The 12,526-nt window shown below is 74.1% G+C and carries 9 protein-coding genes; 6 read left to right on the top strand and 3 right to left on the bottom strand.

Features of this window, described 5'->3' with window-relative positions; genetic code table 11:
- Positions 1–12: 12 nt before the first annotated feature.
- On the top strand, positions 13–2,025 hold the full coding sequence (locus tag ACFWDO_RS14280) for a M13 family metallopeptidase (protein ID WP_380322063.1): 2,013 nt from the start codon (positions 13–15) through the stop codon (positions 2,023–2,025).
- Positions 2,026–2,223: 198 nt separating this feature from the next.
- Here the strand turns inward: ACFWDO_RS14280 and ACFWDO_RS14275 are convergent, their stop codons facing one another.
- The gene (locus tag ACFWDO_RS14275; RefSeq protein WP_380322060.1) at positions 2,224–3,255 is read right to left on the bottom strand and encodes a hypothetical protein; all 1,032 of its coding nucleotides are present in this window, start codon (positions 3,253–3,255) and stop codon (positions 2,224–2,226) included.
- A 224-nt stretch (positions 3,256–3,479) separates the two neighbouring features.
- On the opposite strand from ACFWDO_RS14275, the gene pepN reads away from it, so the two are divergent.
- Entirely contained in the window at positions 3,480–6,062 is a 2,583-nt protein-coding gene (pepN, locus tag ACFWDO_RS14270) for an aminopeptidase N (RefSeq protein WP_380322057.1), read from the top strand.
- A gap of 85 nt (positions 6,063–6,147) precedes the next feature.
- On the opposite strand, the gene malQ is transcribed toward pepN, so the two are convergent.
- Entirely contained in the window at positions 6,148–8,292 is a 2,145-nt protein-coding gene (malQ, locus tag ACFWDO_RS14265) for a 4-alpha-glucanotransferase (protein ID WP_380326472.1), read from the bottom strand.
- Positions 8,293–8,633: 341 nt separating this feature from the next.
- Here malQ and ACFWDO_RS14260 point away from each other — a divergent pair, with 341 nt between their 5' ends.
- Entirely contained in the window at positions 8,634–9,683 is a 1,050-nt protein-coding gene (locus tag ACFWDO_RS14260) for a mechanosensitive ion channel family protein (RefSeq protein WP_380326461.1), read from the top strand.
- 31 nt (positions 9,684–9,714) lie between these two features.
- Here the strand turns inward: ACFWDO_RS14260 and ACFWDO_RS14255 are convergent, their stop codons facing one another.
- Positions 9,715–9,963 carry a glucose PTS transporter subunit EIIB gene (locus tag ACFWDO_RS14255; RefSeq protein ID WP_380326463.1) on the bottom strand — a complete coding sequence of 83 codons (249 nt, stop codon included), beginning with the start codon at positions 9,961–9,963 and terminating at the stop codon, positions 9,715–9,717.
- A gap of 103 nt (positions 9,964–10,066) precedes the next feature.
- Here ACFWDO_RS14255 and ACFWDO_RS14250 point away from each other — a divergent pair, with 103 nt between their 5' ends.
- The 3 genes from ACFWDO_RS14250 to ACFWDO_RS14240 all read left to right on the top strand — a co-directional run bounded on the left by ACFWDO_RS14250 (position 10,067) and on the right by ACFWDO_RS14240 (position 12,471).
- On the top strand, positions 10,067–10,474 hold the full coding sequence (locus tag ACFWDO_RS14250) for a globin (RefSeq protein ID WP_380326466.1): 408 nt from the start codon (positions 10,067–10,069) through the stop codon (positions 10,472–10,474).
- Between the two features lie 2 nt (positions 10,475–10,476).
- The gene (locus ACFWDO_RS14245) at positions 10,477–11,400 is read left to right on the top strand and encodes an acyl-CoA thioesterase (RefSeq protein ID WP_380326469.1); all 924 of its coding nucleotides are present in this window, start codon (positions 10,477–10,479) and stop codon (positions 11,398–11,400) included.
- 99 nt (positions 11,401–11,499) lie between these two features.
- A complete protein-coding gene (locus ACFWDO_RS14240) occupies positions 11,500–12,471 on the top strand; it encodes a DNA topoisomerase IB (RefSeq protein ID WP_380327198.1) in 972 nt (323 codons plus the stop codon).
- Positions 12,472–12,526 lie beyond the last annotated feature (55 nt).

Raw genomic sequence — 12,526 nt, 5'->3', positions numbered from 1 at the left:
TAGGGTGACGCCATGACTGCCGACGCCACCGGGCTGCGGTCCGGTATCGACCTCTCCGCCCTCGACCAGGGCGTCCGCCCGCAGGACGACCTCTACCGCCACGTGAACGGGCGTTGGCTCGCCCAGCACGAGATCCCCGCCGACCGCGCCATGGACGGCGCGTTCCGCGCCCTGCACGACCTCTCCGAGGAGCGGGTCCGCGCCATCATCACCGACCTCGCCGCCACCGAGGACCTCGACCCCGCGTCCACGCCCGCCAAGATCGGCGCGCTGTACGCGAGCTTCCTCGACACCGACCGCGTGCAGCAGCTGGGCACGGCGCCCGTCGCGCCGGAGCTGGCGCAGATCGTGGACGCCACCTCGTCGGCGGAGCTCGTCGACGTGCTCGGCGCGCTCCAGCGCACGGGCGGGGGCGGCGCCGTGGCGTTCTACGTCGACAACGACGCGAAGGACCCCGAGACGTACGTGACGTACCTCGTGCAGGGTGGGCTCGGCCTGCCGGACGAGGCGTACTACCGCGAAGACCAGTACGCCCCCGTCCGGGAGAAGTACCTCCCCCACCTGGCGCGCATGCTCCGCATCGCGGGCGTCACGGCGAGCTCGGCGTGGGCCGCCGACCCCGAGGACGCCGCGGCCCGCGTGCTCGCCCTCGAGACCAAGCTCGCCGCACACCACTGGGACGTCGTGCGCGACCGCGACGCCGACCTCACCTACAACCCGATGACGCTCGCCGACCTCGTCGAGCAGGCGCCCGGCTTCGACTGGCGCGCCTGGGCCGCCGCGCTCGGCGCCCCCGCCGGGTCGCTGGACTCGCTCGTCGTGCGCGAGCCGTCGTTCGCCACCGGGTTCGCCGAGCTGTGGCGCTCCGAGCCGCTCGCCGACTGGAAGCTGTGGGCCGCGTACCACCTGCTCACCGCCCGCGCCGCCTACCTCGACGAGGACACCGTCGAGGCCAACTTCGACTTCTACGGCCGCACGCTGTCCGGCGCGCAGGAGGTCCGCGACCGCTGGAAGCGCGGCGTCGCGCTCGTCGAGCGCGCGCTCGGCGAGGCCGTCGGCGAGCAGTACGTCGAGCGGCACTTCCCGCCGGAGCACAAGGAGCGGATGGACACGCTGGTCGCGAACCTCGTGGCCGCGTACCGCGAGTCCATCGAGCAGCTCGACTGGATGACGCCCGAGACCAAGGTCAAGGCCCTCGCCAAGCTCGAGCGCTTCACGCCCAAGGTCGGCTACCCCGTGAAGTGGCGGGACTACTCCGCGCTCGAGGTCGACGCCGCCGACCTCGTCGGCAACGTGCGCCGGGCCCACGCCTTCGAGCAGGACCACGAGCTCGGCAAGATCGGCCGACCGATCGACCGCGACGAGTGGTTCATGACGCCGCAGACCGTCAACGCGTACTACAACCCCGGCATGAACGAGATCGTCTTCCCCGCGGCGATCCTGCAGCCCCCGTTCTTCGACCCGGACGCCGACGACGCCGTGAACTACGGCGGCATCGGCGGCGTCATCGGGCACGAGATCGGCCACGGCTTCGACGACCAGGGCTCCAAGTACGACGGCGACGGCCGCCTCGAGGACTGGTGGACCGAGACCGACCGCACCGAGTTCGAGAAGCGGACCTCCGCCCTCATCGCCCAGTACGACGCGTTCCGGCCCGCGCAGCTGCCCGAGGACGGCCCGCACGTCAACGGCGCGCTCACCATCGGCGAGAACATCGGCGACCTCGGCGGCCTGTCCATCGCGATCAAGGCGTACCGCATCGCGCTCGGCGGCTCGCTCGACGACGCCCCCGTCGTCGACGGCCTCTCCGGGCTCGAGCGGATCTTCCTCGGCTGGGCCCAGGTGTGGCAGTCCAAGGGCCGCGACGAGGAGATGGTGCGCCGCATCGCCACCGACCCGCACTCGCCCAACGAGTTCCGCTGCAACGGCGTGGTGCGCAACCTCGACGAGTTCCACGCCACCTACGGCGTCGGCCCCGACGACGCACTGTGGCTCGCCCCCGAGGAGCGCGTGCGTATCTGGTGACGCCGGGCGAGGTGTCGGCGGCTGGGGACGGCGCGCCGGGGTGTGCTTCTCGCGAGGCGCACCATCCGGCCGCTCGTCCCTCGCGGCCTCCCGCCAGGCCCGGCCAGCCTCGCGACATCGACACCCCTCCCCCGCCTTCGCGCCGCCCGTCGTCGGCCCGCGTTCCAGCGGTGGAGGGGTGTCGGTCTGTCGGCGGCGTCAGCGCTGCCCGATGCCGGCGCGGGCGAGGGAGAAGCCCTTGCCCGTGGGGTCGTGGATGCAGGACATGCCGGTCTTCTCGCTCGTGCAGGTGAAGTCGCCCTCGGTGCGCGACTCGCCGTAGTCGAGGACGTCGGCGTCGCCCCCGGCGGTCTTCGGCTGCTGGGAGGCGGGGACGCAGGGCAGCTCGACCTGGCCGTCGGAGTCGACCGTCGCGACGTAGCCGACCGTGCCGTCGCAGCCGTCCACGGGAGCGGGCTGCTGGTTCAGCTGGGCGATGCCGCACGACACGCCGTCCGCGTAGATCGTGCAGGTGATGTTCTTCGACGGGGAAGCGAGCTGCGCCACGGCCGCCCCCTGCATCGGCGTGTCCTCGGACGCCGAGACCGACGGCGTGGGCGTGGTGATCGGGTCGGCCCCCGCCTCGGGCGGGTTCGGGGACGACGACGTCAGGATCTGCACGGCGAACACCGCGGCCAGGGCGATGAGCACGACGTCGACCACGATGAACGCGATCCAGCCCGCCGAGAGCCGGCGACGGCGCGGCGGCTGCGGCGGCGGGGGGACGGCGCCGCCCGCCGGGTACGTGCCGCCCGGGGCCGGCGGCGCGGGCGCGGGCTGCGCGTACACCGGCTGCTGCACCTGGGTGGCCGCCACGGACGCCGGCGTGGCCTGGTACGCCGACTCGTAGCCGGCCCCGGCGGCGGCCGGTGCGGGCGCGTAGGCGGGCTGCTGCCCGTACGACGCGGGCGGGATCTGCTGGGTGGGCTGGTACGCCGGCGCCGGCACGGGGCTCGCGGGGACGCTCGGAGCGGCGTCCGGGGGCGGCGGGACCGGGGCGTGCGCGGTCGGCGCCGGGGGCGCGGCGGCGACGGACGGCGCGGTGACCTGCTGCAGCGGCACCTCCGCCATCGGGTCGACGGCGGACGGGCGCTGGTACGCGGACGCGACGCGGCGCACGCCGGCGGGCGGCGGCACGGTCGGCGGCCTGCCGTCGTGCCCCGGCGGGGGCGGCGGAACGGTGCCGGACATCTGGACTCCCTCCAGTCACTCCTCGGGCGTCGTCGGGCGGTGTGCCGGGCATCCTCGCCGCGACGACGCACCGGGCAGGATGTCACGATCCGGTCTCGACGGTCGAACCCGTCCCCCGCGGAACGGGGGAATTCCGTGCGTCGGCCCTGGTTCGAGGTGGCATCATCGTGCGCGAGCCTGCGCGGCCATCACGCGCTGCACCACCTTGAAACGAGGGAGAACCCGTGCCCGGAGAGAACCTGACCCGCGCCGAGGCGATCGAGCGCGCCGACGTCGTCACCGACGTCGAGTCGTACGCCATCGACCTCGACCTCACCACCGGCCCGACCACGTTCGCGTCCACCACCGTCATCCGGTTCTCCGCCACCCCGGGCGCGAGCACCTTCGTCGACCTGGTCGCGCCGTCCGTGCGCGAGGTCGTGCTCAACGGGCGCACGCTGGACCCGGCCGAGGTGTTCGCCGACTCGCGCATCGCGCTCGCCGACCTCGCCGCGACCAACGAGCTGCGCGTCGTCGCCGACTGCGCCTACACCAACACGGGCGAGGGCCTGCACCGCTTCGTCGACCCGGTCGACGGCGAGGTCTACCTCTACACGCAGTTCGAGGTGCCGGACGCCCGCCGCGTCTTCGCCACCTTCGAGCAGCCGGACCTCAAGGCGCCGTTCCAGGTCACGGTGACCGCCCCCGCCGTCTGGGAGGTCGTGTCGAACCAGCCGACGCCGGAGCCGGCCACCGCCACGCACGCGACGGACGCCGCCGTCCCGACCGCGACGTGGACGTTCGAGCCGACCCCGCGCATCTCGTCCTACCTGGTGGCCCTGGTCGCCGGCCCCTACGCCGTGCAGCGCGGCGAGCTCACGTCGTCGGACGGCCGCACGATCCCGCTGGGCGTGTTCTGCCGCTCGTCGCTGGCCGAGCACCTCGACGCCGACTACATCATGGAGACCACCCGCAAGGGCTTCGCGTTCTACGAGTCGACGTTCGGCGTGCCGTACCCGTTCGACAAGTACGACCAGCTCTTCGTGCCCGAGTACAACATGGGCGCGATGGAGAACCCGGGCTGCGTGACGTTCACCGAGTCCTACGTCTTCCGCTCCCAGGTCACCGACGCGATCCGCGAGCGCCGCGTCGTGACGATCCTGCACGAGCTGGCCCACATGTGGTTCGGCGACCTCGTCACGATGAAGTGGTGGAACGACCTCTGGCTGAACGAGTCGTTCGCCGAGTACGCGTCCACGCTCGCCACCGCCGAGGCCACCGAGTGGGAGGCCGCCTGGACCACGTTCTCCGCCATGGAGAAGACCTGGGCCTACCGCCAGGACCAGCTGCCCTCCACCCACCCGATCGTCGCGGAGATCCGCGACCTCGAGGACGTGCAGGTCAACTTCGACGGCATCACCTACGCCAAGGGCGCGTCGGTGCTCAAGCAGCTCGCCGCGTGGGTCGGCCGCGAGGAGTTCCTCTCCGGCGTCTCCGCGTACTTCCGCAAGCACGCGTGGTCCAACACCGAGCTGCGCGACCTTCTCGTCGAGCTCGAGGCCACGAGCGGCCGCGACCTTACCGCGTGGTCGAAGGCGTGGCTGGAGACGGCCGGCGTGAACACGCTCCGCCCCGAGATCGAGGTCGACGCCGAGGGCCGCATCGCCGGCTTCGCCGTGCTGCAGTCGGCGCCCGCCGACTACCCGACCATCCGCCCGCACCGCCTCGGCATCGGCTGCTACGACCTGGTCGAGCAGACGGACGGCTCGGTGGCGCTGGAACGCACCCACCAGGTCGTCATCGACGTCGACGGCGAGCGCACCGACGTGCCGGAGCTGGTCGGCCAGGAGCGTCCGGCGCTCGTGCTCCTCAACGACGACGACCTCGCGTACGCGAAGATCCGCCTGGACGACGAGTCCCTCGCGGTCGCCGTCGAGCACCTGTCGCACATCAGCGACCCGCTGGCCCGATCGCTCGTCTGGGGCTCGGTCTGGGACGCGGTGCGCGACGGCGAGACCCCCGCGTCGTCGTACGTGGACCTGGTGCTCGGCAACATCGCCGCCGAGACGGAGTCGACGACGGTCCGCACCACGATGAACCAGCTCGGCCTCGCCGCCCGGTCGTACGTGGCTCCCGAGCGCCGTGCGGCGACCCTGGCGCGGATCGGCGACCGCCTCTGGGCGCTCGCGCAGGACGCCGAGGCGGGTTCCGACCTGCAGCTGCAGCTCGTGAAGTTCTTCGCGGCGCTGGCCTCGACGTCCGAGCACGCGGCGCCTCTGCGCGGGCTGCTCGACGGGTCCGTCGTCCTCGACGGCCTCGAGGTGGACACCGACCTGCGGTGGGAGCTGCTCGAGAGCCTCGTGCTGCTCGGCGTGGCCGACGACGCCGAGATCGACGCCGCCCTCGCGCAGGACGACACCGCGACCGGCCGCCAGGCCGCCGCCCGGGCCCGCGCCGCCCGGCCGACGGTCGCCGGCAAGGAGGCCGCGTTCGCGTCGGTCGTCGACCAGGCGGACGTGCCGAACGCGATCATCCGCTCCACCGCCGCGGGCTTCGCGCACGTGACGGACCCGGCCGTGCTGGAGTCGTTCGCCGCCCGCTGGGTCGACGCGCTCCTGCCGATCTGGACCACGCGGACGTACCACATCGCGGAGGAGCTCATCGAGGGCCTCTACCCGGCGCCGCTCGCGTCGGCCGCGCTGCGCGACGCCGTCCGCGGCTGGCTGGACGCGCACGCGGACGCCCCGGCGGCCCTGCGCCGCATGGTGGTCGAGCAGCTCGCCGGCACCGAGCGCGCGCTCGCCGCCCAGGTCGTCGACGCCGCCTGACGCCGCCCCGACGCACGGAACCCCGCCCGGTCTCGGTCGACCGGGCGGGGTTCCGTCTGCGTGTTCCCGTCCGTCAGAGGCGGTGCTACCGCGCGGTGCGGACCGCCTGCACGAGGGAGCGCAGGCGCGCGTTCTCGAACAGGTCGTCCACCAGCACCACGTTGCCGGAGCCGTCCGCCAGCGGCACCTTCCAGTTCGGGTACTCCTGGTCGGTGCCGGGCTGGTTCTGCGTGCGCCGCTCGCCGACGGCGTCGGTGAGCTGCACGCCGACGAGCGCGGCGGGCGACCGGCGCAGGTAGCGGTGCAGGCCCTCGACGATCTCCCGCTCCGACGGGTGCTCGGAGACCAGCCCGCGCATGGCGAGCGCCAGCACCGTCTGGTCGCGCTCGGCACGGGCGGCGGCCCGCAGCTCCTGCGCGTCGTCGGCGAGCAGGCCGAGGCGCTCGCGCAGGTCGACGTGCTCCCCGGCGAGATACCCGGCGGCGGGCGGCATGTCGTGCGTCCCGACGGTGGCGAGCGACGCACGACGGTACTTCTCCGGCTCCAGCGGCCGCCCGTCCTCCTTCTCGAACCACAGCACCGACGTGCCGAGCACCCCGCGCGCGGCGAGCTCGTCGCGCACCCAGGGCTCGAAGACGCCGAGGTCCTCCCCCACGACGACGGCGCCCGCGCGGTGCGCCTCGAGGCACAGGATGCCGAGCAGCGCCTCGTGGTCGTAGCGCACGTACGCGCCCGCGGCCGGGGAGGAGCCCTCCGGCACCCACCACTGCCGGAAGAGCCCCAGCACGTGATCCACGCGCAGGGCGCCCGCGTGCCGCAGCACCGTGCGCAGCATGTCCCGGTACGGCGCGTAGCCGGCCCGCGCGAGGGCGCGCGGGTTCCACGGCGGCTGCGACCAGGCCTGTCCCTGCTGGTTGTACATGTCCGGGGGCGCGCCGACGGAGACGTCGCGCGCCAGCACGTCGCGGTGCGCCCACGCGTCCGCGCCCTGCGGGTGCGCGCCGACGGCGAGGTCGTGCATGATCCCGATCCGCATGCCGGCCTCGCGCGCCACGCGCTGGGCGGTCTGCTTCTGCTCGTCGGCGACCCACTGCAGCCAGACGTAGAACTCGACCCGCTCGGCGAGCTGCTCACGCAGCGCCGCGACGGCCGGTGAGGCCGGGTCGCCCAGCTCGTCCGGCCGGGGGCGGGAGCCGAGGTGCTCGACGATCGCGCACCACGTCGCGAAGTCGCGCAGCCCCGTGCCCTCCTCGGCGACGAACTCCTGGTAGGCGGCCTCGCGCGCCGCGCGCCGCGGCGCGGTGAACACCACCTCGAGCGCGGCCTTCTTGGCCTCCCACACGGCGTCGCGGTCCAGCGCCCCGGGGTCGGCGACGAGGTCGCGCACCGGGTCGGCCGCCCACTCCACGAGGGAGCGGTCCGCCGCGGACAGGTACGCCGTCTCGGGGATGTCCTCCACCCGCACGTACAGCGGGCTGAGGAACCGGCGGCTGGTGGGCAGGTACGGCGACGGGGTCAGCGGCGTCACGGGCTCGGTGGCCGACAGCGGGTTCACGCCCACGAAGTCGGCCCCGCCGCGGTGCGCCGTCAGCCACGCCAGGTCGGCGAGGTCCGCCAGGTCGCCCACGCCCCACGACGTGCTCGAGCGCACCGAGTACAGCTGGACGAGGAAGCCCCACCACTGGTCGTCCTCCAGGCCCGCCGGCAGCTCCAGCCGCCCGGGCGTGACGACCACCGTGGTGCGGGTCTCGTGCCCCTCGGTCAGGGCGTACAGGGCGTGCCAGCCGAGCGGCAGGTCCGCCGGCAGCGCGAACGTCGCGCGCCCCACCCGGCGGCCGTCGACGGTGCGGGGCTCGACGAAGACGTCGAGCTGCTCCAGGTCGCGGCGGGGACGCACCGCGTGGTCGCGCGCCGCGGGCTCCGCGCCGTCCACCTCCAGCCACACGTGGACGGCCGCGCCGTCGGTGACGTGGACCGGCACCTGCGCACCGTCGCCCTGGCGCACGACGACCGTGTGCGGCAGCACCGTGCGCCACTCGTCGTCGCGGGCGCGCTGCAGGCTGTGCGACACCTGCTGCGGCGAGTCCGCGGGGACGCCCAGCGCGCCGAGGACGGAGACCAGCGTCGACGCCGGGGCCTGCACGACCTCCCCGCCGAAGCCGTGGTGCTCGGTGAGGACGCCGTACGCCTCGGCCAGCTCGCGCAGCGCGTCGTCCGGCTCGTCCGCGATCGTCGACGGGCCGGGCGCGTCGGGCGTGGCAGGCGCGTCGATCGGTGGCTCGTCCTCGGGTAGCGCCTCGGCCTTCACGTCGCCCTTCTCCGCGTCCTGCGCAGCGGGCTCCCCGCGCTCCTCGGCGGCGGTGGACGCCGCCGCCGACCCGGACGAGGACTCGGCCGCCGCCTCGGGTGCTTCGGTGCGCGCGTCGTCGGGCGACTCGTGGGTGGTCGGCTTGTCCTTGCTCACGGGAACGATCCTGCCATCCCCCGCCCGACCAGGCCGTCCGCCCACGCGGCGGCGTCCGGGGCCCGCGGACGTTTCCTCCGGGCGGCGACGCTCGTTACCGTGGTCGGGTGACTCCCGCGATCCTCTCCCTCCGGACCGCTGCCCCGGCGGCGGTGTCCCCCGAGCCGACGCCCACGAACACCGGGATCGTCGACGAGGGGATGAAGGCCGCGGCCGACGGCTGGACCAAGTTCTGGGAGTGGTTCACGGACTGGCCGCTGCACGTCCTCGTCATCCTGGCGATCGGCATCGTCGTGCTGGTGCTACTGCGCCGGGTGATCGCGCACGTCACGGAGCGCATCGCGACCGGCTCGGGCACCACGGCCACGGAGTCCGCGCCGACCTGGCGACGCTACCTGCAGCGCACGCCGTTCGTGGAGGACGCGATCGCGATGGCGAACCCGCTGGCCAGCCAGCGGCGCGCGCAGCGTGCCCGGACGGTCGGGTCGGTGCTCCGCTCGACGGCCAACATCGTGGTCGGCACGATCATGGCGCTGATGGTGCTGCAGGAGTTCGACGTCAACGTCGGCCCCCTGGTCGCGTCCGCGGGCGTCGTCGGCATCGCGCTGGGCTTCGGCGCCCAGAGCCTGGTGAAGGACTTCATCTCCGGTGTGTTCCTGCTGGTCGAGGACCAGTTCGGGGTCGGCGACACGGTGGACCTGGGGTCGGGAGCCACCGGGACCGTCGAGGAGGTGCAGCTGCGCGTCACGCAGGTGCGTGCCTTCGACGGCACCCTCTGGTACGTGCGCAACGGCGAGATCCTCCGGGCCGGCAACATGACGCAGCAGTGGTCCCGGGCCGTGGCCGAGGTGCGCGTCCCCGTGGGCTCGGACGTCGACGTGGTGCGCGCCGCTCTCGGCCGGGCCGCGGACGCCCTCCAGGCCGACCCGGAGCTGTCGTCCGTGCTGCTCGAGGCCCCGTCCGTGCGCGGCGTCGACGCCGTGAACGACGCCACCCTGACGTTCACGCTGCACGCGCAGACCCGCCCCGGCGACCAGTGGGAGGTCTCGCGCGAGCTGCGCCGCCTCGCGCAGGCGCAGCTGCGCGAGGCGGGCGTGCTGCCCGTGCTGGAGGAGGCGTCGGAGCTGCCCGCGCTGGACAAGTCCTCCGACGCCTGACCACGCCGGACCGGTCAGGCGACGAGCGCGGTCAGGAGACGAGCAGCGGGTCCATCTGGGCCGCGAGGTCGTCGGCCTCCGGCCCCACGATCACCTGCACCACGCGGCCCGAGCGCACCACGCCGAACGCGCCCGACGCCTTGAGCCCCGGCTCGTCCACGAGGGCCGGGTCGCTCACCTCGACCCGCAACCGGGTGATGCACGGCTCGAGCTCGACGACGTTCCGGCTGCCGCCGAGCGCCGCGAGGATGTCGTCAGCCTTGTTCGGGGCGATGGTCATGGGGGCCTCCCGTGGAGTGCGTCGTTGCAGGTCCGTGACCACCCTAACGCGCCGGGCGCCCGGGCGGGAGAAGCAGCCCCGCCAGGTCTGGGAGGATGGCCCGGTGACGGACCAGACTTCACCCGCGACCCCTCCGGAGACGTTCTACGACGCCGTCGGCGGGCACGCCACCTTCGAGCGCCTCGTCGACGTGTTCTACGAGGGCGTCGCTGACGACGAGGTGCTGCGTCCCATGTACCCGGAGGAGGACCTCGGGCCCGCGAAGGTGCGGCTCACGCTGTTCCTCGAGCAGTACTGGGGCGGGCCGACGACGTACAGCCAGCAGCGCGGCCACCCGCGGCTGCGCATGCGGCACGCGCCGTTCAAGGTCAACCCGGAAGCCCGCGACCGCTGGCTCGCGCACATGCGCACCGCCGTCGACGCGCTCGACCTGGCGCCGATCCACGAGTCCCAGCTGTGGGACTACCTGGAGCGCGCGGCGCACTCCATGATCAACACCTTCGAGGAGTGAGCGTGAGCGAGACGACGACCACCGATCCCGCCTCGGGCGCCATCCCCGACGCCCTGGACCGGCTCCTGGCCGCGCTCGACCTGCGCGAGGTCGACGGCTGGGGTCCCCGCGGCGAGGACGACCTGTGGCGCGGCGACAGCGTCCCCGGCCCCGCCCGCCGCGTGTACGGCGGCCAGGTGCTGGCCCAGGCGCTGCTCGCCTGCGGGCGCACCGTCGACGACGACCGCCTGCCCCACTCGCTGCACGCGTACTTCCTGCGCGAGGGCACGCTGGACACCCCGATCGACTTCGCCGTCGAGCGGCTGCGCGACGGCCGGTCGTTCAGCGCCCGCCGCTCGCACGCCATCCAGCACAACAAGCCGATCCTGTCGCTCACGGTGTCGTTCCAGACCGAGCAGCCGGGCTACGAGGCCGCGGAGCCCGCGCCGGCCGGCGTCCCCGCGCCCGAGGACGTCCCGTCGGCGATCGAGATGCTCGACGGCATCGACCACCCCGCCGCGAAGTTCTGGTCGCACGAGTCGGCGTTCGACCTGCGGCACGTGGGCGGCTCGCTGTACCTGGGCCCCGACCCGGACCCCAAGCCCACCCAGCAGGTGTGGGTCCGTGCCCGGCACGCGATCGCCTCCGACGACCGGCTGCTGCACCGCGCGCTGCTCGCGTTCGCCTGCGACCAGGTGATGCTGGAGCCCGTGCTGCGCCAGGCCGGGAAGTCGTGGACCGACGTCGGCGGCACCGTGCCGATGGCGAGCCTCGACCACGCGATGTGGTTCCACCGCGACGCCCGCGCCGACGACTGGCTGCTGTACGTGCAGGAGTCGCCGGGCGCACAGGGCGGGCGCGGCCTCGGCCTGGCGCGCGTCTACGACCGCGAGGGCCACCTCGTGGCGAGCATCGCGCAGGAGGGCATGGTCCGGCTGCCCGGCTGACCGGCGCTCGACGGACCACCGCCCGCCTGACCCTTCGGTCCCCGCACCACCGCCCGCGGCGGCGGTGCGGGGACCGCCGCCGCGCCGCACACTGTGCGCGTGCGACTGCGCCACGTCTCCGCGTCCTCGCCGGGCTACTCGCGCCGCGCGAAGGGCGACGGCTGGGTGTTCCTCGACGTCGGGGGCGCGCCGCTGGACGACGAGGCCGAGGTGGCCCGCTGCACGCACCTGGCGATCCCTCCCGCGTGGACGGACGTGTGGATCTGCCGCCACGCCGACGGCCACCTGCAGGCGTTCGGCCGGGACGACGCCGGGCGCGGCCAGTACCTCTACCACGCGCAGTGGCAGGAGCGGCGGTCCCGGCGCAAGCACGACCACGTGCTCGACGTCGGCCGTCGCCTGCCCGCCGCCCGGGCGGGCGTGACGCGCGACCTGCGCCGGCCGGGCGCGGGCCGGCGCACTGTCCTCGCGCTCGCGTTCCGGCTGCTCGACGACGCGTACTTCCGCGCCGGCGGCGAGGTCTACGCGGCCCGGCACGGCAGCTACGGCCTCGCGACGATCCGCAAGGAGCACGCCACCGTGCGGCGCGACGGGACGGTGCACTTCCGCTACCCCGCCAAGTCCGGGCAGCTGCGCGACGTCCTCGTGGCGGACCCCGTCGTGGCCGGCCTCGTCACGACGCTCAAGAGGCGCCGCGGGGGCGTCGACCTGCTCGCATGGCGCGAGGACGACGGCTGGCACGACGTCACCAGCGCGGACGTGCAGGCCGACGTCAAGGAGCGGCTCGGCGAGGACGCGACGCCCAAGGACTTCCGCACCTGGCACGCCACGGTCCTCACCGCGCGGGCGCTCGCCGACGTCGGCGAGGCGCCCCGGTCCCGACGCGGCCGGGCGCGAGTGGTCGCCGAGATCGTCCGCGACGTGGCCGACGAGCTCGGCAACACGCCCGCCGTCGCCCGCGCGTCGTACATCGACCCGCGCCTGTTCGACCTGTGGGAGCACGGCGAGACGATCGGCCCGGCACGGACACGCTCGGGCGCCGAGCGCGCCGTGCTGGACCTGCTGGGCTGACCCGCCGAGGTGGTCCCGATCCCCGCGAGGTAGTGGACTGGACCACTACCTCGGC

The organism is Isoptericola sp. NPDC060185 (assembly GCF_042728595.1).
Classification (GTDB): Bacteria; Actinomycetota; Actinomycetes; order Actinomycetales; family Cellulomonadaceae; genus Isoptericola.
This window is presented reverse-complemented; position numbering and strand designations above follow the sequence as displayed.

Bases quoted from the DNA above. Each gene is read 5' to 3' on its own strand.
- ACFWDO_RS14275 (WP_380322060.1), bottom strand. From the start codon at position 3,255: ATGTCCGGCACCGTTCCGCCGCCCCCGCCGGGGCACGACGGCAGGCCG.
- ACFWDO_RS14280 (WP_380322063.1), top strand. From the start codon at position 13: ATGACTGCCGACGCCACCGGGCTGCGGTCCGGTATCGACCTCTCCGCC.
- ACFWDO_RS14255 (WP_380326463.1), bottom strand. From the start codon at position 9,963: ATGACCATCGCCCCGAACAAGGCTGACGACATCCTCGCGGCGCTCGGC.